Below are 24,089 nucleotides of genomic sequence, written 5' to 3' on the forward strand. Positions count from 1 at the left end.
CCTTTCCGGAGCTTGCTTCCGAATTCAACTTTCCTATCATACCACGCAAGGAGAATGAATGGCGATGCCTTTTACGCTGCGCCCCATGACCGAAGAAGATGCCCGCCGGTTGTGCGAATGGAGGTACCCCGAGCCTTATGACCGCTATCGCTGGCCTGCCTGGGAGGAGATGGCGAAGGAGGGACGGGAATTCGCGGACCCCGATATCCGGGCGAAGCAATACGTGAGCTTCGCGGACGCCAAAGGAGAGTTGGCCGGATACGCGCAGCTGTTCCCCCTGGATCGCGCGGTCCGTCTCGGGATCGGCCTGCGTCCCGATCTGTGCGGGCTCGGCCTCGGGCCGGAGGCGATCCTCCTGGCGGCGCGGGAAGCCCGAAGAAGGCGTCCGGACGCGGATATCGACCTGGAAGTGGAGACGTGGAACGAGCGGGCCGTGAAAGCTTACAAGAAAGCGGGCTTCGTCGTAGAAGACGAATACGGAAAACGGGCGGAGCACGGGATCGTGCGGGTTCTCTGCATGGTATGGCGGGAGCGTTCCCCGGGGCCGGATCGCGGCGCGGCGGAATAACGGGCCCGGCGGGCACATAAACCTGTAACGGAACCACAAGTTTCGGCAGCGGTGCGCTTTTGCGGTTTGGAGATTCTCCCCGATTGACAAACCTTGAAGGAGGCGGTTTCCGAATGAAGGCTTTGCACGCGATCGCCCTGATCCTCGTCATTCTCGGCGGGCTCGATTGGCTTTCCGTCGGCTTGTTCGAGTACGACGTCGTCAGCGAGATTTTCGGAGGATCGACCGAAGTCGGATCCAAAATCGTCTACATCGTCTTCGGCGCGGCGGCGTTGTGGGCACTGTCGTTCTTCCCCAAGGTCACCCGGGACAATTGACCTTGATCGGCACGGACGGCCATGTCAAGATGAGCCGGAGCCCGGGCGAAATCGGCAGCGGGCTCCGGTTTTTTCGTCGGTCTAATCGGAGGACGATTCCCCGCCGTCGTAAGCCCGGGCCGATTCGAGGTCGAGCCGGGTGATCCCGCCGGAATGCCAAGTCGTCAGCTTCAAGGTGACGCGGCGGTAGTCCAGCGAGATGAACGGGTGGTGGTTCATCCGCTCGGCGACGGCCGCCACCCGGTTCACGAACGCCACCGCGTCCGCGAACGCGGGAAACAAATATTTCTTCGTCAGCCTGCCTTCCTCGATCGACCAGCCGGGCAGCCGGCCGAGTCCTTCCGCAAGCTCCTCTTCGTTCAACAGCGGTTCCTTGCCCATGGGATCCGTACCTCCTCTCCGGCAGAGCCGGCATTCATCCTTGCCCGGGGGTTATTCCCCCCACACTGCGTACCTGACCTGCTGCAGGACGCGCACCGCGATCACGGCCGCTTGTTCGCGCGGCATCGTCATTTTGGGCAGGAATTTCCCGTCCGGCTGCGTCGTCATCCAGCCTTGTTCGACCACCGCCTGCACGGCCGAAACGGCCCCTGCGGCAACCTGCGGCAGGTCGGAAATCGGCTGTTCATGGGCCGTCTTGATGTTCAGCGCCCGAACGAGCAGCAATGCCGCCTGCTCCCGCGTCAACTGAGCGTCCGGAGCGAATACGCCGGGCGCCGTTCCGGATACGAGCCCCGCTTGGGCGGCCGCTTCGATCTCCTTCGCGTACCAAGCATCGGCCGGCACGTCCCGGAACGCGGTGCCGCCGGAGGCAGGGGGCAGCGTGCCCAGCGCGCGCACGAGCGAAACGACGAATTCGGCGCGGGTGACCGCCGCCTTCGGCTGGAAGGGAGCGTCCTTGGAGTCGCCTTCGCCCAGCAGCACGCCCGAAGCCCGCGCTTCGCGGACCCAGTCGGCCGCCCAACCGGGAATTTGGGCCTGGTCGGCATAATCCCCCGCGACGGCCGCCCGAGCGGTTGCCCGGACGACCGTTGGCGCTCGATCGGAAGAATAGCCCGACACGGTAACCCTATGAACGCCCTCAGGGAGCCCCTGCAGCACGGCGCGCCCGGCGTCGTCCGTCACCGCCGCGACGCCTGCCGCCTCGACCCGGACGCCGGCCAGCGGCTTCGCCGGCGCCAGCTTGCCGGCCGTTCGATCGCGGTACGTGACCGTTACGGTCACCGGCTCGCCCGGCTTCACCCGGGCAGGCGCCACGGAGACGGGCTCGAGGAGCCGGGTGCTCTCCCCGCCGTAGTACACGACGACCTCCTGCCCCTCTTCCAGCAGGAACGTGCCGATCCCCTCGCTCGGTTCGATCCACCCGGCGCTGCCCTTGACGGCGAAGGTCCAGCCGTCGGATCCGCCGTATTGGCCTTTCGAGATGCCCTTAATAGAAGAAATGGATTTGCCCGAGGAAGAGATCTCTTCCGTTTCATATGGAATATGGCCGGACGCCAGCAGATATTCGAGCGCTTCCAGCGCCGTGCCGCCTTCGGCCGAGCCTTGGGCGATCGGCCCCTGGTCCCCTTCCACCCGCACGGTAACGCGTTTGACGTAGGAACCGACCGTGAACGGCTGCTCACTCGTCACGTAAGACGGCAAGGCTCCGGCTTTGTAGCCGTCCACCCGCAGCGACGTTTCGCCCGCCTTGACGTCCTTCAGGAGGGCCGTCCCGTCCTTGTCCGTGACGGCGGATACGCCGCCGATCGTGACGTTCGCTCCTTCCGCGGGGGCCGTGACGGATTTCCCGGCTTTCGGGTCGTACGTTTCCTTCTCCACGGTCACGCGGATCGGCTGCCCTTCGCGGGGGGAAACCGGCTCCGTCTTCACCGAATGGATCAAGTCCGGGGATTCGCCGCCGTAGTACACCACGATCTCCGCCGCGCCGGCCGGATCGTACGCGCTCAATCCCGGCACGTCCCGCACCCATTCGCCGCTTTTCCTGACCGCATACCGCCAGCCGTCGTCCCCGCCGAAAGCGCCGTTCTCAAAGGAGCCGACCGAGGTCAGGATGACCCCGTCCTGCGGATCCCGTTTCAACGTATAGGCCACATGGTTTCGACGCAGGACCTGCACCAGGTCCTCCATGGCGGTACGTCCGTTGCCCGTGCCTTGCGCCAACCGGCCGGCCGGCCCGTAGACCGACACCTTCACCTCGCTGCCGAAGCGAAGACCGGCGTATAAGCCCGGCAAGCCGTCCTGCCAGCGGTCGACGGCCGTCAGCCCCAGCAGCGCATATAAGGAAGCGAGGCTGTCCGGTTTGCCGCCCGGCAAATGGCTGAAGCTGCCGTCCGGCAGCCGGAACCCGAACAGCCGCGACAGCGCGGAATGCCCGTTCTTGACGAAACGCGGGTCGTTCGCCGGGTCGATGTCCAGCGAGACGAGGGCGATGATCGCCTGAACGGCGGCCTCGCTCGTTTCCGGACGGCCGAACCCGCCGTTCGGAAGCTGAACGGAAGACAGCCATGCCAGCGCTTCCTCCACCGCCGGCTTGACGTCCTCCCGGTCCTTGTACGGGGCAAGCGCCGTCAGCACGATTCCCGTCAATTCGACGTCGCTCCGACCGGGGACGTGCGACCAGCCGCCGCCGTCTGCCCGCTGCTCGACCAGCCATTGGATCAATGCGTCGCGGGACCATTTGTCCTGGCTGCCGAAAACGTAACCGCCTGCATCGAGCGCCATTAGAGCGAACGCCGGGGCGTTGGGCCCCTCGGCGGCAAGGTTATCGAGGCGGGCCAGTCTCCCCAGCAGGTCGAGTCCCGCCGGTCCGGCCTTACGCGCATCTCCCCCGTTGGCGTTGATCGCAAGCGCCGCGCGCGCGTAGTCGGTCGCGAGCCTGAGGCTGCCTTCCGTCACCGTTTTGCCCGCCAGGGCAAAATACCGCTGCTGCGCCGCTTGGCCGCCGCGGGCCAGCGCGAAGGCCGCCCAGTCGGTGAACGGTTCCGCCTGGGCGATCGACGACTGCAGCGCGCGGAGCGCTTCATCGACTTGGGCCGGGGTCGGCGCGCCGGCGGGATCCGCCTCCGTCTCCCCGTCCGCCGCCAGCGTCCCCGTCCAGGCGCCGAACGAAAGCAGCAGCGCCAGCACCGCCGCCGCCCAGGCGCGCGGCCATCCGTACCGGCGGAACAGCCGCGTATCCCCGGTTGCCCGTTTCCGACTTTCCATCCGCATCCCGTCTCTCTCCCTCGATCCGCTGGACTACGGCGCGAAAAATAGGCATCCCCGGGTCCGGGGATGCCCTCGTGCGTTCGGCGTGCGATTCCGCTGCGTCGGGCGATCACCGAACTTCTCTATTTGAACTACGAAATGCCTGCTTCCGCCGTATCCAATTGTGATGCCATCTTAACATGGTCCCGATGCCTTGTCCAGAAGGCGTTCCCCCGCCTTTATCGCACCCTCGGAGCGCCAAAAATTAAGCTATCGCTCTAATGCTTTGGGCGGAACTTGTCGATAAACAGGTTAGAGTGTCGGGATGCGAGGAAACTCAGCCACGCCTACTACTTTTCTTGCTGAGGTGCACGAATGAAAAATTCTACGATTATCGGTTTGGTACTGGGCCTGGTCGCCCTCTTGGTCGGGATGGTGCTGAAGGGCGCGCCGCTCGTCGCCCTGGTCACGAACCCCGCGGCTTTCGTCATCATCATCGTCGGCACGGTGGCCTCGGTCTCCGTCGCCTTTCCCATGAGCGACCTGAAGAAAGTGCCGAAGCTGTTCAAAATCGTTTTCGTCGAACCGAAGCTGATCCCCCGCGAACAGCTGATCACGATGTTCATGGACTGGGCGACGGTCACCCGCCGCGAAGGCCTGCTGGCCTTGGAAGCGAGAGTCGAGGAGATCGAAGACGAATTCCTGAAGGTCGGCATGCGGATGATCATCGACGGCAACGACCAGGATCTGGTCCGGGACGTCCTGCTCGAAGACGTCGCGGCCACCGAAGAAAGGCATCGGGCAGGCGCCCAGATTTTCTCCCAAGCGGGCATGTACGCGCCGACGCTCGGGGTGCTCGGGGCCGTCGTCGGCCTCGTCGCCGCGCTGCAGAACCTGGACAACATGGAGAAGCTGGCCCACGCCGTCGCGGCCGCCTTTATCGCCACGCTGCTCGGTATTTTCACCGGTTACGTGTTGTGGCACCCGATCGCCAATAAGCTCAAGCGCATTTCCAAGCGGGAAGTCGACCTGAAGCTGATGATGGTGGAAGGCCTTCTTTCCATTCAATCCGGGGTATCGACGATCGCGATCCAGCAGAAGCTGATGGTCTTCCTGACTCCGACCGAACGCAGGGCGTTCAACGAGAAGGAGGAAGCCGCCGGTGAGCAAAAAGCAACGGCATGAGCATCATGAGGAGCATCCGGACGAATCCTGGCTCCTGCCCTATTCCGACTTGATGACGCTGCTGTTGGCCTTGTTCATCGTGCTATATGCAGTCAGCTCTGTGAATACGGCCAAGCTGGAAGAGCTCAGCAAGGCGTTCAAGTCCGCGTTCAGCGACGGGCTGAACATTTTCGAAGCCTCGACGATGGTGCCGACGGGCGACGTCCAAAGTCCGACCAACATGACTAAACGCCTGAACCCGAGCGGAAAATCGAAGGCCGAACTCCAGCAGGAGGAGCAGCAGAACTTGGAACAGCTGCAGCAGCAGTTGGATAAGTACATTAGGGAGAACAAGCTGGATTCCCAGCTCGATACCCAGCTCAACCAATCGGAGCTTCTGATCACGATCCGCGACAACGCCCTGTTCGCCAGCGGCAGCGCCGCCATCAAGCCGGAAGCCGGGAAGCTGGCGGAAGCCATCGGGCAAATGCTTAAACCCTACAGCGATTACAACGTGCTGGTCGCCGGCCATACGGACAACCAGCCGATCAATACGCCGGAATTCCCGTCCAACTGGGATCTCAGCTTTAAGCGGGCCGTGAATTTCATGAAGATCCTGCTTGCGACGAGCGGATTCGACCCGAAAAACTTCAGCTCCACCGCTTACGGGGAGTTCCATCCGGTCGACACGAACGATACGGCTGCCGGACGCGCCAAGAACCGCCGCGTGGAAGTCGCCATTTTGCGCAAGTTCACGACGGAAACGGCCAACCCGAACACCACGCTGCAAGTGCAGAATCCGTAAGCCAAAAATCCGTTACCGCCCAACCCGTCTCCGTCATTCGGAGACGGGTTTTCGTTCGTCCGAAGCAGCGCCCGGCTTCCCCGCTCCGACATCCCCGCTCCATTCCATCATGTTCCGCCATACGGCGAGAATATCCTGTCCGTATCGGTAGCCCGGCACCGCCCAGACGCCGTTCAGATCCTCCCAACACATCTTCTGCTCTTTATTCCGGGAAGCGATCGCCGCCAGCCAATCCAAATGCCGCTCCACCCGGCGCTCCAGCTCCGACTCCGGCCAGCCTTCGGCCGCTCTGCCCCAGATCAACTGGGCATACGGCCTCCAGGGGGGACCTTGCGGCTCCTCCGTCCACGTTTTCGTGTCCACCATGGCTTGGCAGAACGCCACGTCTCCCCGGACGCCGCGCCGGGCCCCTAGTTCCAAATAGATCCGGGCAACGCGGGGAGCGCCCGGATTGCGCCTGGACGCATAGCCGTCCATCCGTTCCGCGCCGCAGAGCGCGTTGCCGAGGATTGAGACCTTGCCGGACGGCTCCCGCTCGGGGTGCTCCCGGAATGCCAGACGGATCATCGTTTCATCCCTCCCCTTCTCAACGGTTGTCCGCCTATTCTCAGCCTATTCGGAATCCCCCGCGCATTTGACCTTCATTTCCAAGCTGTTACAATAAAAAAAACATCTATCGAAGTCTTTCGAAGAGGAGCGACCGCGTTAAGCGGATGTTTTTTCAAGTACAGAAAGTTTTTTGCGCTTTTATACCCCTTGCGAACTTAAACTTTCTGTAACGTTAAAAAAAACATCTATCGATGCACCACGAATGACTTATACCCGCGGAAAACGGAAAAATGTGCATAAGTCTGTGGACAACAAGGGGTTTATCCACAACTTTATGCACACCATGTTAACAACGAATGCATGTTCGCTGGAAGGGAAAGGGAGATTACACGTTGATCGATCACGACGAGGTTTGGATGAGGGAAGCGATCGCGCAGGCCCTTGTGGCCCGTTCCCTTGGAGAAGTGCCGATCGGCGCGGTAATCGTCCGGGACGGCGAAATCGTGGGGGCCGGCTACAATCTACGGGAAACACGGCGGGACCCGACGGCGCACGCGGAGATGATCGCCATTCGCGAAGCCAGCGAGCGGCTGGGCGCCTGGAGGCTGCTCGGATGCAGCTTGTACGTGACGCTGGAGCCGTGTCCCATGTGCGCGGGCGCCATTCTGCAATCGAGGGTGGAACGCGTGGTGTACGGGGCTTCCGACCCGAAGGCGGGCTGCGTCGGCACGTTGATGGACTTGCTGCAGGATACCCGGTTCAATCACCGGCTGCCTTGGCGTTCAGGAGTGCTTCAGGAAGAGTGCGCTTCCCTGCTCACCGACTTCTTCCGCGGACTGCGAAGACAGGAGCGGTCCTGACACCCGCTCCCCTCTCCGACGCTCCTCGGCTTCTTCCCTGCGGAGCCGCTGAAGCTGCACGATCAACCGATCCGCTTCCTCGCTGACGGCTACGATTTCCGGATCGGTCAGATTGCCCAGATCGTCAGCCATTTCGCAAAGTCGACGCTGAAGCAATTGAAGGCGATGGATAAGCTGCGGGGTATCCATACGAGCTTCTGACCGCTCCTTTCCTTATTTTTTTCGCCATTACGCGCTAGATTTTTCCTATTGCTCTCATTATAGGACAAATTCATTCACGAGATTGTAGAACGCTGTCGATGAAATGGCGCAAATTTCAATTATTTTCCGACAAAACCAGGTCTTTGGTCATACTCTCCCGAACATGAACGCGAGAGGAACGGCTGGAATGGGAAGGGTGAAGCCGTATGGGGACTAGGATTTTGCTGGTCGAAGATGACGAAGCCTTGTTCCGGGGAATCCAATTCACGTTGCAGCAGGAGGGCTTCGAGCCGTGGGGCGCGCGTACCTTAGAGGAGGCCCGCGAAGCGTTCCGCAGCAGGCCTTTCGAACTGATCCTGCTGGATGTGCAGCTGCCCGACGGAAACGGCTTCGAATGGTGCGCGGAGATTCGCCGGTCTTCCGACGTTCCGATCATCTTCCTGACGGCCAGCGATCAGGAAATCGACATCGTCCGGGGGCTCGACCTGGGCGGAGACGATTACATAACGAAGCCTTTCCGGGTGCGGGAGTTTCTGTCCCGCGTGCATGCCGTCTTGAGAAGGCGCCGTCCGGCGATCGGGAAAGAAGGACGGATGGAGATCGCGGGCAGCCTGGTCCATTACCCGGGGGAAATGCGGGTCGAGAAGGAAGGACGGGACCTTGCGCTGAGCTTGACCGAGTATCGGCTGCTGGCCCTGTTTCTGGCCCACCCCCGCGCGGTGCTTTCCCGGGACCAGATCATCCGGCACGTCTGGCCGGACGGCGCCGAAATCCTGGACGACAATACGGTGGCGGTCAACATTCGCCGATTGAGGGAGAAAATCGAGGACGATCCCCAAGTACCGCGGCTGATTACCACCATACGAGGAGCCGGATACCGATGGAACGGATAGCGTATGCCACGGAAGAGATGGCGCGGCTCTGGCGCAACCCCTCCGTCCGGAGATTGGCCACGCTGCTGTTCGCGGTTTGCGCGGCCGCGGTTCTTCTGGTTTGGGGGTATATCGGGTACACGTCCGATCGTCTGCGCCAGGATTGGCTGGCCCAACAAGCGGCCATCCTGGGCCGGTTAGCCGCCGAGTCGCCCGAAGAGGCCCCGCGGCTGGCGCGCCTGTTGGCGCATCCGGAGCGGCTGAGCCCCGAAGAGCTTGCGCAAGGACGCGAGCTCGCGGCGCAATACGGACTGACCGAGGAGCTCGAGGCGAGCCTTACTCCAATCGTAGGGAAAAACCGGCTGCGAAACGGCCTGCTGCTCAGCGGGGGCGTGCTCGTCGTGTTCGGCATCCTGGCCTTATTGCTGCTCCGGGAGTACCGGCGGGAACTGACGACGGTTCGGAAGCTGGCCCTGTCGCTCGAGAACGCGGTCAAGCATAACGTTCCGATGAAGTTCCGGCTTTACGGAGAAGGCGAGATCGGTCTGTTGGCGAATCAAGCGCAAGAGCTCGCCATCCGGCTGCAGCAGACGATCGGGCAGCTCCGCCGGGACAAGCTGTTCCTGAAAGATACCGTTGCCGAAATCTCCCATCAGCTCAAAACGCCGCTCTCTTCCCTGGCCGTCTATACCGATTTGCTGCTGGAAGGCGCCGTAGAGCCGGCGACCGCCCGGGAGTTCCTGGAGACGTGCCGCCGCCAGCTGGACCGCATGGAGTGGCTCATCCAGTCGCTGCTCAAAATCGCCCGCCTGGAAGCCGATGCGCTCCCGCTTCAGCTTCGTCCCGCCCCGCTCGGCGAGACGATCGAACAAGCGTTGGACGCGATCCGGAGGCTGGCCGAGGAACGGGGTGTGCGAATCGTTCTGGACGAATCCGCCGCCGAGCCGGTATCCGTTCCCCATGACCCGCGATGGCTCGCGGAGGCGATCGCGAACTTGCTCAAAAACGCCGTCGAGCACAGCCCGGCCGGCAGCGGCAGCCCCGTCCGGATCCGTCTGGAACGAACGCCCGTCTTCCTGCGGCTGCACGTGGAGGATTCGGGTCCCGGCATCGATCCGAAGCACTTGCCCCACGTTTTCAAGAAGTTCTTCCGGGCTTCCCGCAGCGGGAGCGGCGTCGGCCTCGGCCTCCCGCTGGCCAAAACGATCGCCGAAAGGCACGGCGGCATGCTGACCGCTTCCCTTCCCGAGGGCGGCGGCACCCGTTTCTCCCTCACGCTGCCCCTGCATCCCCTTCCTTCCCCGGGTTCCGACGAAACTTACGAATCTGTAAGCCCCGACAAGGGGGAACTGTAAGGTTGCCGCGGTATAGTAGACCGTAGAATGCCGAAGCGCGGTCTGAGCAACGCTTATTAGCCGCCTTCGCCCAATTGGAGAGAGGGGTATCGTGAAACCATGGACGTCATCCAAGCGGAAAACCTCTGCAAAGTCTACGGCGCCGGCAGCACGCAGGTCGAAGCGCTCAAGGACGTGTCTTTCTCGGTCCAGCAAGGAGAATTCGTCGCCGTCGTAGGCGCGAGCGGCTCGGGCAAAAGCACCTTGCTGCACCTGCTCGGCGGCCTCGATCGGCCGTCATCGGGCAAAGTCCGGATTGACGGGGAAGATTTGTACGGGCTCAAGGAAAAAGAAAGAGCCGTATTCCGCCGGCGCAAAATCGGGTTCATCTTCCAATCTTACAACCTGATTCCCGTGCTCAGCGTGGAAGAAAATATCCAATTGCCGCTTCTGCTCGATCACCGCCAGCCCGACAAGGCGTATATCGCCGATCTGATCCGCACGCTCGGGCTGGATCAGCGGCGCGCCCATCTGCCTTCCGAGTTGTCCGGCGGCCAGCAGCAGCGCGTGGCGATCGGCCGGGCGCTCGCTTACCGGCCCGCCATCGTGCTTGCCGACGAGCCTACCGGCAACCTGGACTCCGCGAATGGCCGCGAAGTCATCGAGCTGCTGAAGCTGGCCGTGCGCCAGTTCCACCAGACCGTGATCGTCATCTCCCACGACATGAACGTGGCGGCGGAAGCCGATCGGATCCTCCGCATGCAGGACGGGCGGCTGATCGAGGATTCCCGGGGAGGGGTCCGGGCATGAAGGGTTATGCCGTGCTTTCGGGGCGCTATTTGAAGCAGCAGCGCCGGCGCACCGCGCTGACGGTCGTCGGCATCGTGCTGTCCGTCGCGCTGATCAGCGCGTTGCTGACGATGGGCCAAGCGCTCAAGGACAACACGCTGGCCAAGGAAATTCGCGAGAACGGTTCCTTTCACTTCGCGTATACCCAGCCCGATCCGGGATTATACGACCGTTTGAAGGGAAACGCGCTGATCGGCAAGGTGGGCCGGCTGCGCTCCGGAGCGGAGACGCCCGTCGGGGAAACGTATAAGCTGTTCGTGGAGCAGGCCGACGAAGATGCTTTCGCGCTGCTGCCGATCCACCTGAATACAGGCCGCCTCCCTCAGTCCCCGGACGAAGTCGTGATCGAAGAATGGATAGCCGAACGGCTTCCGGGCCATCCGAAGCTCTCGGACACCGTCACGCTGAACGGCCCGGACGGCCGGCCGTTCGGTTACCGTCTGGTCGGGATTCTGGAGAACGGAGTGTCAACCCAGATGCAACGAACTTCCAGGGCGTTCACCTTGCTGACGGAGCCGGCGGCATCTCCGTCCGCCGGGCAATCCGACCAGCTGTTCGCCGCATTCCGGGACGGGGTCGACATCAGCAGCCATTTACCGGAGTTCGAAAAGCTGGACCGCCCGTTTGCCACCAACCAGAACGTGCTCGCGCTCATGGGAGAATCCGCCGACCGCAATTTGAACCAAGTGCTCACGATCATTTTCGGCACGCTGGTCGGCTTGGTCGTAATCTCGACGGTCGCGGTCATTTATAACGCCTTCCATATTTCGGTCCTGGAGCGAATCCGCCAGTTCGGGCTGCTCCGCACGATCGGGGCCACGCCCCGGCAAATCCGCCATCTCGTCTTCCGGGAAGCCTCCACGCTTGCCCTCATCGGCATTCCGCTTGGCTTGGCCGTCGGCTGGGGAGGGTTGTGGCTCGTCCTCTGGTTGATGATCCAGAGCGGATTTCAAATTCTGCAAATGGAGTCTTTCCATCTGACGTTCCACTGGTGGATCATGGGCCTCAGCGTCGGCGTCGGCATCGCCGCCGTATTTGCGGCGGCCTGGCTTCCCGCCCGGAAAGCGGCGAAGGTCTCTCCCGTGGAAGCCGTCAAGGGAGCCGGCAGCATCGTCCGCGAATCGTACCGCCGGGCGAGGCTGCCTTCCCCGCTCCGCCTGCTGGGCGTCGAGGGCCGGATGGCTTCGAGCAATATTCGGAGGAACCGGACGAAGTTCCGGATTACGACGTTCTCGATTATCGTCAGCGTCATGCTGTTCATCGTGTTCCACTATTTTACCCAGGAAACGTTCAAAATGACGGTGGATCAGACGGAAAACACCAAGATCGCGTTCGAGCTGACCCGTTACGTGACCTTGACGGCAGGGGAGACGGATCAGAACGGAGCAGACGCGGGGGTGCCGGATATCGTGGACGCCAAACAGAGGGAACGAATCGCCGGCCTGGCCGGCGTAGAAGGCGTCTACGGGCGTTATGATCTGCCGTCGCCGTCCGCGATCGTTCCCGACAAGCTGCTGAACCCTGAATTCACGCGCGTCAGCCGGCTCCAATTCCCGCAAGTCAGCGGAGACGGCAAAGCGCAAAGCTCCGAGGTCCCGGTGAATCTGCAATTATATGACGACGGCATGTTCGCGAAGGCAGCCCGTTTCCTCGATTCCGGCACGGTGGATCCGGAGAAGCTGGAAGCCGAAGGCGGCGTGCTGCTCATTCAGACCGTCAAGCCTTATAACGAGGACGCCGGCAAGAAAGAGATTCTGCCGCTGTCCCGGTACAAAACGGGTGACGTGCTGACCTTGTATTTCGGCGATCAGCCGGGGAACGCAAAGACGGTTCGGCAAGTGAAAATCGCCGGCATCTTGTCCCAATCCCCGTTCGATTCGGCTTACCAGCCGAGCGCGCTGACGGTGATCGGCACGAAAAGCACGGTCGCCGGGCTGCTCGAAGCCGCTCCCGCCGATATGCGTCCTTTCGGCACGGCCATGATGGGCTTGTCCGTCGCCCTGAAAGACGGCGCGGATTCCGAGCCCGTACGCGAGGCGCTGGAGAAAATCGCGGCCGACATTCCCGGCGGGCAATTGGTCAATATCGTGGACCGGCAAAAGCAAGAGCGTCAGTTCGCGCTCCAGATGCAAATTTTCGTCTACGGCTTCCTGATCGTCATCGGGTTGATCGGCAGCCTGAATATCATGAACACGGTGCAAACGAACCTGCTGCTGCGCCGGCGCGAAATCGGGCTGCTGCAAGCGGTGGGCATGACGATGGGACAGATCCGCAAAATGGCCTCCGCGGAAGGGATCTGGTTCGGGGTCATCGGCAGCTTTTGGGGGCTGCTGCTCGGAGGAGCGCTCAGCTATTTCCTGTTCAAGGAGCTCTCCGGCATCCAGGGGATGCCGTTCGAATTCCCGTGGGGCGGGGCGCTTATCGCATGCGTCTTCGCCCTGGGGGTCGGCCTGCTCTCCGTTCAAGGCCCGCTGCGCAAGATGGCCCGGTCCAATCTGATCGAGGAGCTGCGCGAGGACACCTAGCCACAATCGCATATAAAGAAGGCCGAATCCGGCCTTCTTTTTTCGTTGCCGGCAGGCTATGATGACAGTAATTTCATGTTCTTGGGAGAGGATGGCAAACGATGTCCTATTTATCCGTCAGTACCTGGAGCCTGCATCGGCTGCTCGGCCCGCTTCGGTGGACCGGGTGGGATGAAGAGCGCCGGACCCACGTCACGCACGTGCAGCCCGAACCGGAAGTCTTCTCCTTGCTGGAACTGCCGCGGGAGTTGGCCAAACGGGGGTATGCGGCCGCCGAGATTTGCCACTTCCATTTTCCGTCTACGGATCCGGAATATTCGGCATCCCTCCGGCGCGCGTTCGAACAGGCGGGCGTCGCTTTCGATACGCTGCTGCTCGATTACGGCGATTTGACGTCGCAGGACCCGGACCGTCTCGAGGCCGATCTGGAAATGATCCGCAAGTGGATTGTGATCGCCTCCGAGGCGGGCGCGAAACGGATCCGCGTAATCGCCGGGCAAGCGCCGCACACGGACGAAGAAGCGATCCGCCGGTCTGCCGGGCGGCTGGTCGAGCTCGCGGAATACGCGTCGCGCTTCGGGGTGAGCGTCGTGTCCGAAAATTTTCAGGCGCTAACGAAAACGGGCGGCAGCTGCGCGAAGCTGCTCGGCTTGACGGGGGACGCCATCGGCTTTATTACCGACTTCGGCAATTTCGAAGCGCCTTCCAAGTACGAGGAATTCCGGGCGATCTTGCCCCGCAGCCTCTCCGTCCACGCGAAAGCCTCCTATGACGAGAACGGATTTCCCGACGAAACGGAGTTCCGCCGGTGCCTGGAGGCGATGAAACAGTCGCGCTACGACGGCGCGGTCGTCCTCATCTATGACGGTCCCGGGGACATGTGGGAAGGACTCGAGAGAATCCGCGGCATCGTGAGCGATTATCTGTAGAAGCGAAGGGGCAGCGCTTTCCAGCGAGAGGCGAGGCGGCCCTGCAGCGGAGGCGGGATTATCCCTTGGGAGGCGCGCTGGTTTCGCGGACGACCAGCTCGGTCGGAACGATAACCGACGGCGCCGGGGCATTCTCCTCCCGAATCATTTCGTCCAACAATTCGATGGACCGGCGGCCGATGGTCCGCGTGTCTTGCCGAACGGTAGTCAGCGCCGGCCGTACGTTGCAGGCGATCTCCAAGTCGTCGAACCCGATAACGGAAATATCCCCCGGCACGGACAAGCCGGCCTCCCGGATCGCGTCCATCGCCCCGATCGCTCCGTAGTCGGAGCAGCAGACGACCGCCGTCGGCAAGGGATCCGCGGCCAGCAGCGATTTCATGGCCTGATAGCCGCTTTCCCTGGTGAAATCGCCGTAGGCGACGAGACTCTCCCGATAAGCAAGACCGGCCTCCCGGATCCCCTCCCGGTAGCCTTCCATCCGCAAACGTCCGACGTAGGTGCCCGGCAAGTCCGAGATCAGGGCGATCCGCCGGTGCCCGGCCGCCGCCAAATGCTCCACCGCGCCGCGGGTTCCCGCCCGGTTGTCGGAGCTGATATACCCGGCTCTCGGACCGGTTGCGTCCAAATCGATGAAAACGGTGGGAATTCGCGAATCGATCAGTTCGCCGAAATCCAGCTCGTCCCGCTGGACGCCGAACGCGATCACGCCTTCCACGTTGCGGCTCTGGCAATGCCGGACGAAGCTGTATTCCGGGTTGTGGTAGGACAGCTGCGCCAAGTAGATCAGATCGTAACCTTTGGTCCGGAGCCCTTCCTCCATGCCCGCCAGCACGTGGCTGAAGAACGGATTCGTAAGTCCCGTCGTAAGGAACACGCCGAGCGTCATCGAGCGCTGGCCGACCAGCGACCGAGCCGCGGCGTTGGGCCGGTAGCCCGTCTCGCTCACGATCTGGAGCACTTTCTCCTTCGTTTTCGGATTGACCGTCGTATAGCCGTTCAGAACCTTGGACACCGTCGCCACCGACACGCCGGCCGCTTTGGCTACATCCCGGATGTTGGTCGCCAATTTCCCCAATCCCCATTTCTTATGGCTTTTCTCCGAGCCGAATTTCTGGTACAATGAATACCGCGTCGCGCGCCCGTAGCTCAGCTGGATAGAGCGACAGTTTCCTAAACTGTGCGTCGCGGGTTCGAATCCCGCCGTGGCGCGCCATACCTTTCTTGTAAAAAAGAGCCCTCCTGCAGATTTTATCATGCGGAGGGCGTTTTTGTTAGCTTTTAACCATTGCCTCAGTGAGAGAGCACTTTGGACAGGAAGCTCCGCGTCCGTTCATGCTGGGGCGCACCGAACAACTCGTCCGGCTTGCCCTGCTCTACGATGCGGCCTTCGTCCATGAACAAGATGCGGTCTCCCACCTCGCGGGCGAACCCCATCTCGTGGGTTACCACGACCATCGTCATGCCTTCCTGGGCGAGCGTCTTCATGACCGCCAACACCTCGCCGACCATCTCCGGATCCAGCGCGGAAGTCGGCTCGTCGAACAGCATGATTTTCGGCTCCATCGCCAAAGCCCGGGCGATCGCCACCCGCTGCGCTTGGCCGCCCGAGAGCGAGGTCGGATAGGCGTTCGCCTTCGCCTCCAGCCCGACCTTGCCGAGAAGCTCCAACGCCTTGCCGCGGGCCTGTTCCGGGGACTTCCCCAACACTCGGATGGGCGCCAGCGTTATATTGTCCACAACCTTCATATGCGGGAATAGATTAAATTGTTGGAACACCATGCCCATCTCGGCCCGGATTTTCGGGATATCGGTCCGCTTGTCCAGGAGCTGGACGTTCTCGACCCAGATTTCCCCGTGCTCCGGCTTCTCCAGTAGGTTCAGGCATCGCAGGAAGGTGGACTTGCCGGAGCCGGACGGCCCGATGACGACCACGACTTCCTGGGGCATGATGTCCACATCCACCTGGTGCAGCACCGTATGGGAACCGTACGACTTGGATAGCCCGCGTACCCGGATCATCGGATTCATGGCGTCACATTTTCCTTTCTATATAGGCCAACAGTTTGTTGAGCGAGTAAGTCAGGATGAAGTAGATGACCGCTGCGGTTACGTAGGGCTCCCAGAACCGGGCATACTGAGTCACCATGACCTTGCCCCAATACATTAGTTCAGGCGCGGCAATCACCGATACGAGGGAGGAATCCTTGATCAGGACAATAAACTCGTTCCCGAACGCCGGAATCATCCGCTTGATGGCTTGGGGCAAAACCACGTGCCGCATTGCTTGGAAATGGGTCATGCCCAGCGAATACGAAGCTTCCCTCTGTCCCTTGTCCACGGACTGAATCCCCGCGCGGTATATTTCGGCCGTGTAGGCAGCCGAATTCAACGATAATGCCGCGATCGCGGCAGTGATCACGTCCGTTCTTCCCAAGAACACGGGGATGACGGCGAAATGCACGAGGTACACCTGAACGAGCAAGGGGGTGCCGCGAAAGAAATTGATGTACGCCGCCGTAGGCCAGCTGAAATAGGTTCTATGGGACATCCTGCCCAGACCGATGACTAAGCCGAGGATCGACCCGATGACGATTGCCGCCAAGGAGATGCCGATCGTCATCAGCGTTCCTTTCAGGAACAAAGGCAAATATTCGATGATAATATCGAACCTGAAGTCCATTGCGGGTCTCCTTCAACCTTGAATGGCGGCAAAAAGCATGCGCACCCTTCCGGCCGCGCATGCTCCTCCGCAAATCCTTATTTCGCGTTCAGGACGTTCTCGACGTTCGGCTCTTCGCCGATCCACTTTTTGTAGATTTCCTTGTACATGCCGTTCTCCAGCACTTTCTTGATGGCCGGATCCAGCTTCGACTTCAGTTCGCTGCCCTTCGGAAGCAGAATGCCGTAATATTCGGACGGGAAGTTCGCCTCGTCCTTCACGCCTTCGAAATCTTTGTCCGGGTGCTGCTTCAAGTATTCCCCAACGATCGCGATATCAGCCACGACCGCGTCGACTCCGTTCTTCTCCAGTTCGGTGAAAGCCAGCGTATTCGATTCGAAGCGCTTGAGGTTGGTGTTGTCCTTGCCCATGATTTCGCTCATGATGATATCCGCCGTCGTACCGTTCTGTACCGCCACTTTCTTGTCCTTGATGTCCAGGGCGGATTTATATCCGCTGCCTTTCTTGGACATGATCATGTTGGTGGATTCGAAGTAAGGGATGGAATAATCGTACGTCTGTTTGCGCTCGTCCGTGATGGAGACGGAGGAAATACCGCCGTCGTATTCGGTGCCCTGCTTGACGCTTTCCAGCATCGCATCCCAGCCGGTGTTCACCAGCTTGTAATCCAGCCCCGCTTCTTTCATGACGGCGTCCAGGAAGTCGGCGTCGAATCCGACGACCTTATCCTTGTCCATCAGTTCCATCGGCGAGTACGCCGCGTCCGTCGCGAATTTATATACTTTCCCGCCGGCTCCTTCTTCCTTCTTGCCGCACGCGGTCAGCGCCGCGACCAGAAGGACGGCCAGCACGAGATAACCCCATTTTCTCATTCTGTCTAGCCTCCCATGAGTTTTCGTCGGATCAATTCTAGCAGGATTCCGTTCAACTGACAATGAAAATCGTAAGGATAAACCTTTGGGAATGTTCTACAAGAGTTCGAGAGCGATTCGGAGCTGCCGAAAATTTCCTGCAAATTTCCTCGCCCATGCCCTTTCCTTTTGCTGATGCCCATGCTATAATGTAATTCGTTCGCCGGAAACGGCGGCATCGAGACGTGGCTCAGCTTGGTAGAGCGCTTGGTTCGGGACCAAGAGGTCGCAGGTTCAAATCCTGTCGTCTCGACCATACATAACATCCCGAAAACCTTGAGCGATCAAGGTTTTTTCTGTATTCGGAGGCGGCGATGGCAATGGAAGAGGTATATTCGATTTTCGGAATTTTGCTGGCCCTGACGGTCGGCGTCGTGAGCCCGGGTCCGAGCTTCGTCTTCATCGCCCAACGCTCCATATCGGTTTCCCGTTCGGACGGATTGGCGGCAGCCATCGGAATGGGGATCGGAGGGGTCGCGTTCGCGGTACTGGGTTTGCTCGGCCTTCACACGATCCTCACGGCGGTTCCTTGGGTTTACGCGATTCTGAAAATCGCCGGAGGGCTTTATCTGCTCTATATTGCCTATCAAGTGTGGAGAGGTTCCTCCCAGCCCCTGCACATTCGGGAGTCGAATCCAGCGGGCGATTCGAGACGGAGAAGCTCCCTGCTGCTTGGCTTGACCACCCAACTCAGCAACCCGAAGACCGCCATCGTATACGGCAGCATCTTCGCGGCGATGCTTCCCGAGCACATCACGTTCAAATACGACGCGCTGATCCTGCCGCTCGTCTTTCTCGTCGAAGCCGGCTGGTACGCGATCGTAGCGGTGGCCCTTTCCTCCGCGGCCCCGCGGAAAGCCTACGCCCGCTGCAAACGGTGGATCGACCGGACCGCCGCCGGCGTGATGAGTCTTCTCGGCATTAAACTTATCTCTTCTTAAACAGAAACGAACGCAAATAAAAAGAGCGCTCCGTTATGCCAACGGAGCGCTCTTTTTTTGCTCTTGCTTACAGTCCCGCGCCGAACGCGCCGCCCATCTGCTGCTCGAATTGCTCGAGCGTGATGATCTCCTTCGGTCCGTCCGGATACTCCAGCTTGACGTCCTTGTTGATGTCCGCCATCTGGGATACGACCTTGAACGCGATGGAGCCTTCCTGGCCGTCCGTCGTTCCGGCGATCTTCGCGTGCACGTCGCTGTAAACCGGATATTCTTTGGCGTCGATCCCGATGTTGGCGACGACGTCGAGCGTCTTCACGTTCTGTTTGAAATCGGCCAATCCTTTGGAGATGTCGTCCTTGCCCGTACCCTTCAGGTCCTTCTTGGCCTGATCCAGGTCCTCTTGCTTCAGGCCCAACATATCGCGATACTCGGCGTTGGAGGACAGCAGGTCGAGGATTTCGGGCGCGATTTTCTCTACGACCGTATTGATGAAAGGTTCCACCTGGTCCTTGCCGACTTTGAACTGAATCACTTGCTTCACGTCTGCGTCTTCCGGTAGCCCGGCGTCCTTTGCTTTCACTTCCGAAAGGTATTGCTTTTCGTCTACGTTCTTGAAAATGATGCCCAAGATGTCATTCGCGAATTTCTGGGATTTGGCGGGATCGATGGAAGGCATCGGCTGACCCGACTGTTCCGCGAGCTGCTTCAAATCCAGCTCCAGGAACTTGTTAACCATATCCTCCGGCAGAGGGAAGAAAGGAATGTTCGGGATTCTCACCCACATTTTTTCCTTCTCCATCACGATCGGAATATTGAAGTTGACGGCCATATCGCCTTTCAGCGCCAACGACAAAGTCATCTCCAAGTGCATCGGGTCCGCCCGGTAAGCGCCGGTCCAGGAAAGGTCCGCGTTCTTTACGGCATTCAGTACCGCTCCCGTGCTGGCGGCATCGTCTCCGGTGGCGGGAATGGACAAATCCTCGATTTTCATGCTGCCTTTGAAGCTGTACGACTTGATTTCCGAAGATTTGCTCATCGAAGCCTTCAAGGCTTCCTGCGGCGACTTGCTGTCGCTGTTGCAGCCTGCGAGAATGAGCGCGCTTATTAGGATCAGGCTGACCAGCGACAACCATACTTTCGATTTGATCAAAAAGTAAAACTCCCCTCATGAATCGTGTTCTTCCGTGAACATCGTTCATTGTATCTTACTTCGGGGGGGTTCGGGTAGCCCTTTTCGACCTAAAAATAGAGTAAAAACGCGGCAACAGACTGGATTTCCATCTAATGGATATCTTTCTTTTTGAACCTGCCGCCCCGTACGTCGTGGATATTGCCGACCGCCAGGAAAGCTTGCGGATCCAGCTCGGCGACGATCGATTTGAGCTTCGCTTCCTCCAGACGCGTGATGACGACGAAAATCACTTTCTTGTCGTCCCCCGTGTATCCGCCTTCCCCGTTCAAGTAGGTAACGCCTCGGCCGAGCCGATCCACGATGGCGTTGCCGACTTCCCGGTAGTTGTCGCTGATGATCCAGACCGATTTCGATTCGTCGAAACCTTCGATCGTCAGATCGATGACTTTAAACGCGATGTAATAGGCGATCATGGAGAACAAGGCGCGGTCCAGCGTATAGACGAAGCCGGCGCTGCCCAGGATGAATACGTTGAAGAACATGACGATCTGGCCGACGGAAAACGGGGTTTTGCGGTTGAGGATGATCGCCACGATCTCGGTTCCGTCCAGCGAACCGCCGGCCCGAATGACGATCCCCGTGCCGACGCCCAGCATGATGCCGCCGAACACGGCCGCCAGGAACGTATCGTCGGTAAACGGCTGCCAGCTGTGGAGCAACGCAGTCGTGACGGAAAGGGTAAAGACGCCCAAAAGGGTAGATAAAGCGAAGGTTTTCCCGATGATCTTGTAGCCGATGAGGAGAAACGGCAGGTTCAACAGGAACAGGAAAACGCCGATCGGAACGCCGGACAAATAGGAGGACATGATGGAAATGCCGGTAATGCCGCCGTCGATAATCGAGTTGTTGACCAAGAAGGTCTCCAGCGCGAAACCTACGAGAATCGCGCCCAGCATGATGAAACAGATACGCCTGACGAGCTCTAGCGGCTTCAGCCGGCTGTGCTTGACGACGTTTTGCGGGCTTGTTGGCGGAGATCCTTTGATTGCGGTCATAGAAAGCCCCCTTTGTTCGCTTTTTTTCTATTATACCAATCCTGATGATACTGTGTCGCGCTGCGCACAATAAAAACGAAAAAAAACCCGGCTTCGCCGGGTCCGTACGAGTTGGAATATGTCAGCCTTCCCCGTTGTTGTGGCGGGAGTGGTTGCGGTTTTTGACTTGCTTCGAACCGGACATCGGTTCGCTCGGCGTCCGGCTGTGGTCGTTACGCTCGCGCCCGGTTTGTCCCGGCTGCGCGACGGGCTGGGTTTTGGGCTTCATGCTGCCGTTCCTCCTTGGAGCCGATCAGGATTTGAAATGCTGCCGGTCAACGGGATCGTCGTGATTGATGGCGTCCTTATGGCGCCGATCGTTCGATTTCTGGCCAAGCTGCTGGGCGTGATGGGCGTTTACCGGATCCTGAGCCAAATCTTCCGCTACGTTGCTTAAGTTTTTGTCGGGCATTCCGTTCGCGTCTGCCATGTTTCCGCCCCTTCCTTAATCCGCGTGCGTGACCTCGTGGAGCGCCTGCGCGCACTCGTGCAGGTGACGGCGGTAATCGTGAATGAGCGCCTGCATGACGTCATTGCGTTCGTCTACCGTCTGTCCGTCTCGTTCCGCATCCACCAGATCGATCGAGATTTCCCTGCTGTCCAAATATTTCACGAGGAAGTCGAACTCCATCATTTGACGTCCGGCGGTTTGGATATGGACGCGAAGCGCCTTCGGATCGGCTTCGTCCGGCAAGACCTTGGCCTCGTCACCGCCATGCAGCCGTTCCGGAAGCACTTGCTGCCAGGCTTCGGCCAGCTGGGCCGGGGGAACGGTCAGTTGATCATCGGTCGACATGTCAGCACCTCCGCTCCGTTAGGTTGGCCCGGGGGAAATGACTTCATGCAAGCCGGAGAAGCAAGGTAACATCGTTATTCCGGCTGATTGACGGTGGCGGTTCCGATCGTATAGGGAGTCGATACGCCTTCGTACATCAAGTGCATCGACATGCCGGCGGCCGCGTGCGTCAAGTTGTGGCAATGATCCATCCAAATCCCGGGATTGTCGGCCCGGAAGGCGATCTCGTAAGTATCCCCCGGAAGGACATCGAGCGTATCCGTCCACCATGGGCTTCCGTCCGACGGCTCGCCGTTTCGCGACAAGACCAGCGCGTGATGGCCATGCAGGTGCATCGGGTGATCGACGGCGCTTCGGTTGACGATGGTAACCTTGATCAACTCCCCTTCCTTTACCATGAACATTGGGGTATCGGGAAATAAACGGCCGTTGATCGTATAGACGAAGTCGAATTGGCCGTCGTAGAAGCCCAGGTTGTTGTCCAAAATCATCCGAAAGGATCGGTCGAACGCGCTGTCCGCATGAAAAGGCGTCGACGCCGGCTTTCCGTAATGAAGCGGATCGAAGACGGAGGCGGGCGGAGAAAGGGTTGGAACGTCTCCGGTGCCGTCCGGGCTCATCAGCAAGCCGACTTCCGTGCTTCCGCCTACGCTGAGGAAGACCGGCCGGTCCGGCATCGTAAACGTGACGTCGTACCGTCCGCCCGTCGTCAACTGCAGCTCGGCGTTCCGGAGCTCCTGCGGCTCGTTCAGCTCGGTTCCGTCGATAGCCGCTACGCGGAAAGGCGTTCCCGCAAGCCGGTAACGCTGCCGGACCCAGTTATCCGTGTTGAGCAGCCGGAGCCGGACCGGAGTGCCGGGCTTGACCGTCTCCCGCCGCACGCCGCTGTCGGTCCCGATGGCGAACCCGGAGGACCCCGACCATAAGTGGCTGAGGACGACGATATCCCGAACCGACGGATCAGTCGGCCCACTCTGTGCCGGTTCCACGATGAGCGCGCCGAACAGCCCCTTGGATACGGCCTCTTGGGAATCCTGATGGGAATGGTACCAGAACGTTCCGGTCTGCTCGGCGCGGAAACGGTACGTATGGGTCTGCCCTGGCATAACCGCGTCTTGCGTCGCCCCGGCAACCCCGTCCTCGGCGTTCGGCACGTCAAGTCCATGCCAGTGAAGGGTGACGCCTGCTTCGATATCTTTGTTCGCCAGCGTCACTTCCACGAGTTCTCCTTGCTTGAGTCGCAGCTCCGGACCGGGAACTTCCCCGTTAAACGTCCAGGCCTCGATTTCCTTCCCGGAGGCGAGCCTCACCGTCTTGCGTTCGGCCGTCAGCGTGATTCGGCGGTCCGGCTTCTCCTCCCGCGGACCCGTCATCATGGCGACCGAGACGGCTCGGGACGTATCATGGGACAGCACGGTTCCTCCCCCAAAATCCATCGGACCGGACGCCATATCGAGCCGATCCGGCAGCCGGCTGGCGGACGCGCCGGAAGCAACCGCCGCCAACATAACCGCGAAGCCGAGAGCTAACGCGCCAAGTTTGCCCAACGTCCTTCGCCGCGTACGGCCGGCGAATGGCGCATCCGGACGCGACACGCGCTGCCAGCGGCGGTCATGGAGCATCCACATGCCGACGATCGCCAGCACGCATACGAAGAGCGGCGACGCGGCGTCCAGCGGCTGAAGCGGAAACGGCGCCGCCAGCACGAAATACAATGCGGTGGCGGCACCCACCGCGGCGGCTTGAAACGGCACGACGACTCCCGGCGCGGAAAGCTTCCCCCGTATACCGGCATCCGGCGCGCCGCTTTCGGGCGGCAGGATTCGCATAACGCGCCGAAGGGCGGGAACCGAATAGCACCATACGGCCAGCAAAGGGACGCCGATCAACGGGGCGTTGATGAGCACCCGGTCCTCCCAGTAAACGGACGGCTTCGTCGCCGCGATGATGAAAATGCCGGCCAATACCGCAACCGCAAACACAGATGCAGTCCCCGCGATAATGAACGTACTGCGTATGCTTTGGCGCAACCGTCTTCCCGAGCCGGCATACACGAGATTCGAAGCTTTATTCCCCGCAATCCAAGCCAGCAGAACCGTAATCAGGGTGCAGCCAAGCTCTACGCCTGCCATGCTACCGTACATGATGATCCTCCCCATGAATTCGATAATCCCATGGTAACGAAACCCGGAGAAGATCAGAACGTCCTGAAGTTTGGAGTACGGCCCGACTTCGGACGGGGACCTTGCTCCGACTTCCGGCCTCGCAAAAAACCGCACGCTCTCTCGTAGAGCGTGCGGCTTAAGTTGCCCAGAACCCGCAATCATTGATATGCTCCCCTTGCAGTAGACAGTTGAAATAATGAAACTG

Annotated in this window: 25 protein-coding genes and 2 tRNA genes; 13 read left to right on the forward strand and 14 right to left on the reverse strand. The window is 60.4% G+C overall.

Annotation, left to right across the window (positions count from 1 at the left end):
- Positions 1-64 precede the first annotated feature (64 nt).
- Together PTZ19_RS22460 and PTZ19_RS22465 are read left to right on the forward strand one after the other, a co-directional pair.
- Complete coding sequence (locus PTZ19_RS22460; RefSeq protein WP_276357875.1) at positions 65-568, forward strand: GNAT family N-acetyltransferase; 504 nt, start codon at positions 65-67, stop codon at positions 566-568.
- Between the two features lie 113 nt (positions 569-681).
- Positions 682-885 (forward strand): DUF378 domain-containing protein, encoded by a 204-nt coding sequence (locus PTZ19_RS22465; protein ID WP_276357876.1) that lies wholly within the window; start codon positions 682-684, stop codon positions 883-885.
- 81 nt (positions 886-966) lie between these two features.
- Here PTZ19_RS22465 and PTZ19_RS22470 read toward each other — a convergent pair whose 3' ends face one another.
- Together PTZ19_RS22470 and PTZ19_RS22475 are read right to left on the reverse strand one after the other, a co-directional pair.
- The gene (locus tag PTZ19_RS22470; RefSeq protein WP_276357877.1) at positions 967-1,266 is read right to left on the reverse strand and encodes a 4a-hydroxytetrahydrobiopterin dehydratase; all 300 of its coding nucleotides are present in this window, start codon (positions 1,264-1,266) and stop codon (positions 967-969) included.
- 51 nt (positions 1,267-1,317) lie between these two features.
- Positions 1,318-4,098: an S-layer homology domain-containing protein gene (locus PTZ19_RS22475; protein ID WP_276357878.1), complete on the reverse strand. Its 2,781-nt coding sequence runs from the start codon at positions 4,096-4,098 to the stop codon at positions 1,318-1,320.
- A gap of 351 nt (positions 4,099-4,449) precedes the next feature.
- Between PTZ19_RS22475 and motA the strand changes: the two genes are divergently transcribed.
- Together motA and PTZ19_RS22485 are read left to right on the forward strand one after the other, a co-directional pair.
- Positions 4,450-5,259: a flagellar motor stator protein MotA gene (gene motA, locus PTZ19_RS22480; protein ID WP_276357879.1), complete on the forward strand. Its 810-nt coding sequence runs from the start codon at positions 4,450-4,452 to the stop codon at positions 5,257-5,259.
- Positions 5,237-6,043, forward strand: coding sequence for a flagellar motor protein MotB (locus tag PTZ19_RS22485; RefSeq protein WP_276357880.1), 807 nt, complete (start codon positions 5,237-5,239; stop codon positions 6,041-6,043). Before motA ends, PTZ19_RS22485 begins: the two co-directional genes overlap by 23 nt.
- A gap of 33 nt (positions 6,044-6,076) precedes the next feature.
- Here the strand turns inward: PTZ19_RS22485 and PTZ19_RS22490 are convergent, their stop codons facing one another.
- Positions 6,077-6,610: a hypothetical protein gene (locus PTZ19_RS22490; RefSeq protein ID WP_276357881.1), complete on the reverse strand. Its 534-nt coding sequence runs from the start codon at positions 6,608-6,610 to the stop codon at positions 6,077-6,079.
- A 338-nt stretch (positions 6,611-6,948) separates the two neighbouring features.
- On the opposite strand from PTZ19_RS22490, the gene tadA reads away from it, so the two are divergent.
- Complete coding sequence (gene tadA / locus PTZ19_RS22495; RefSeq protein ID WP_276357882.1) at positions 6,949-7,452, forward strand: tRNA adenosine(34) deaminase TadA; 504 nt, start codon at positions 6,949-6,951, stop codon at positions 7,450-7,452.
- Here the strand turns inward: tadA and PTZ19_RS22500 are convergent.
- The gene (locus tag PTZ19_RS22500; RefSeq protein ID WP_276357883.1) at positions 7,375-7,641 is read right to left on the reverse strand and encodes an aspartyl-phosphate phosphatase Spo0E family protein; all 267 of its coding nucleotides are present in this window, start codon (positions 7,639-7,641) and stop codon (positions 7,375-7,377) included. The two genes, tadA and PTZ19_RS22500, sit on opposite strands and share 78 nt — an antisense overlap.
- A 218-nt stretch (positions 7,642-7,859) precedes the next feature.
- Here PTZ19_RS22500 and PTZ19_RS22505 point away from each other — a divergent pair, with 218 nt between their 5' ends.
- The 5 genes from PTZ19_RS22505 to PTZ19_RS22525 all read left to right on the forward strand — a co-directional run bounded on the left by PTZ19_RS22505 (position 7,860) and on the right by PTZ19_RS22525 (position 14,162).
- Positions 7,860-8,546 carry a response regulator transcription factor gene (locus PTZ19_RS22505; protein ID WP_276357884.1) on the forward strand — a complete coding sequence of 229 codons (687 nt, stop codon included), beginning with the start codon at positions 7,860-7,862 and terminating at the stop codon, positions 8,544-8,546.
- Positions 8,534-9,880 (forward strand): sensor histidine kinase, encoded by a 1,347-nt coding sequence (locus PTZ19_RS22510; RefSeq protein WP_276357885.1) that lies wholly within the window; start codon positions 8,534-8,536, stop codon positions 9,878-9,880. The genes PTZ19_RS22505 and PTZ19_RS22510 overlap by 13 nt, the downstream gene beginning before the upstream one ends.
- A 99-nt stretch (positions 9,881-9,979) precedes the next feature.
- The gene (locus PTZ19_RS22515; RefSeq protein WP_276357886.1) at positions 9,980-10,669 is read left to right on the forward strand and encodes an ABC transporter ATP-binding protein; all 690 of its coding nucleotides are present in this window, start codon (positions 9,980-9,982) and stop codon (positions 10,667-10,669) included.
- A complete protein-coding gene (locus PTZ19_RS22520) occupies positions 10,666-13,233 on the forward strand; it encodes an ABC transporter permease (RefSeq protein WP_276357887.1) in 2,568 nt (855 codons plus the stop codon). Before PTZ19_RS22515 ends, PTZ19_RS22520 begins: the two co-directional genes overlap by 4 nt.
- A 101-nt stretch (positions 13,234-13,334) precedes the next feature.
- Positions 13,335-14,162 (forward strand): sugar phosphate isomerase/epimerase family protein, encoded by an 828-nt coding sequence (locus PTZ19_RS22525; protein ID WP_276357888.1) that lies wholly within the window; start codon positions 13,335-13,337, stop codon positions 14,160-14,162.
- Positions 14,163-14,220: 58 nt separating this feature from the next.
- Here PTZ19_RS22525 and PTZ19_RS22530 read toward each other — a convergent pair whose 3' ends face one another.
- Positions 14,221-15,231 (reverse strand): LacI family DNA-binding transcriptional regulator, encoded by a 1,011-nt coding sequence (locus PTZ19_RS22530; RefSeq protein WP_276357889.1) that lies wholly within the window; start codon positions 15,229-15,231, stop codon positions 14,221-14,223.
- A gap of 69 nt (positions 15,232-15,300) precedes the next feature.
- On the opposite strand from PTZ19_RS22530, the gene PTZ19_RS22535 reads away from it, so the two are divergent.
- Positions 15,301-15,378, forward strand: a tRNA-Arg gene (locus PTZ19_RS22535).
- 77 nt (positions 15,379-15,455) lie between these two features.
- Here the strand turns inward: PTZ19_RS22535 and PTZ19_RS22540 are convergent.
- The 3 genes from PTZ19_RS22540 to PTZ19_RS22550 all read right to left on the reverse strand — a co-directional run bounded on the left by PTZ19_RS22540 (position 15,456) and on the right by PTZ19_RS22550 (position 17,717).
- On the reverse strand, positions 15,456-16,184 hold the full coding sequence (locus PTZ19_RS22540) for an amino acid ABC transporter ATP-binding protein (protein WP_276357904.1): 729 nt from the start codon (positions 16,182-16,184) through the stop codon (positions 15,456-15,458).
- 13 nt (positions 16,185-16,197) lie between these two features.
- Positions 16,198-16,845, reverse strand: a complete 648-nt coding sequence (locus PTZ19_RS22545) for an amino acid ABC transporter permease (protein ID WP_276357890.1) — start codon at positions 16,843-16,845, stop codon at positions 16,198-16,200.
- Positions 16,846-16,922: 77 nt separating this feature from the next.
- Positions 16,923-17,717, reverse strand: coding sequence for a transporter substrate-binding domain-containing protein (locus PTZ19_RS22550; RefSeq protein ID WP_276357891.1), 795 nt, complete (start codon positions 17,715-17,717; stop codon positions 16,923-16,925).
- 218 nt (positions 17,718-17,935) lie between these two features.
- Between PTZ19_RS22550 and PTZ19_RS22555 the strand changes: the two genes are divergently transcribed.
- Both PTZ19_RS22555 and PTZ19_RS22560 read left to right on the forward strand, forming a co-directional pair.
- A tRNA-Pro gene (locus PTZ19_RS22555) sits at positions 17,936-18,012 on the forward strand.
- A 64-nt stretch (positions 18,013-18,076) separates the two neighbouring features.
- Positions 18,077-18,697 (forward strand): LysE family translocator, encoded by a 621-nt coding sequence (locus PTZ19_RS22560; RefSeq protein WP_276357892.1) that lies wholly within the window; start codon positions 18,077-18,079, stop codon positions 18,695-18,697.
- Positions 18,698-18,764: 67 nt separating this feature from the next.
- Here the strand turns inward: PTZ19_RS22560 and PTZ19_RS22565 are convergent, their stop codons facing one another.
- The 6 genes from PTZ19_RS22565 to PTZ19_RS22590 form a co-directional block, all read right to left on the reverse strand.
- Complete coding sequence (locus PTZ19_RS22565; protein ID WP_276357893.1) at positions 18,765-19,847, reverse strand: hypothetical protein; 1,083 nt, start codon at positions 19,845-19,847, stop codon at positions 18,765-18,767.
- A gap of 131 nt (positions 19,848-19,978) precedes the next feature.
- Positions 19,979-20,884, reverse strand: coding sequence for a YitT family protein (locus tag PTZ19_RS22570; RefSeq protein WP_276357894.1), 906 nt, complete (start codon positions 20,882-20,884; stop codon positions 19,979-19,981).
- Positions 20,885-21,005: 121 nt separating this feature from the next.
- Positions 21,006-21,152 carry a small acid-soluble spore protein P gene (locus PTZ19_RS22575; RefSeq protein ID WP_276357895.1) on the reverse strand — a complete coding sequence of 49 codons (147 nt, stop codon included), beginning with the start codon at positions 21,150-21,152 and terminating at the stop codon, positions 21,006-21,008.
- 24 nt (positions 21,153-21,176) lie between these two features.
- Complete coding sequence (locus PTZ19_RS22580) at positions 21,177-21,353, reverse strand: hypothetical protein (protein WP_276357896.1); 177 nt, start codon at positions 21,351-21,353, stop codon at positions 21,177-21,179.
- A gap of 15 nt (positions 21,354-21,368) precedes the next feature.
- On the reverse strand, positions 21,369-21,719 hold the full coding sequence (locus PTZ19_RS22585) for a hypothetical protein (protein WP_276357897.1): 351 nt from the start codon (positions 21,717-21,719) through the stop codon (positions 21,369-21,371).
- 74 nt (positions 21,720-21,793) lie between these two features.
- On the reverse strand, positions 21,794-23,863 hold the full coding sequence (locus PTZ19_RS22590; protein ID WP_276357898.1) for a multicopper oxidase family protein: 2,070 nt from the start codon (positions 23,861-23,863) through the stop codon (positions 21,794-21,796).
- Positions 23,864-24,089 lie beyond the last annotated feature (226 nt).

The sequence above is a fragment of the Cohnella caldifontis genome (assembly GCF_029360585.1).
Classification (GTDB): domain Bacteria; phylum Bacillota; class Bacilli; order Paenibacillales; family Paenibacillaceae; genus Cohnella; species Cohnella caldifontis.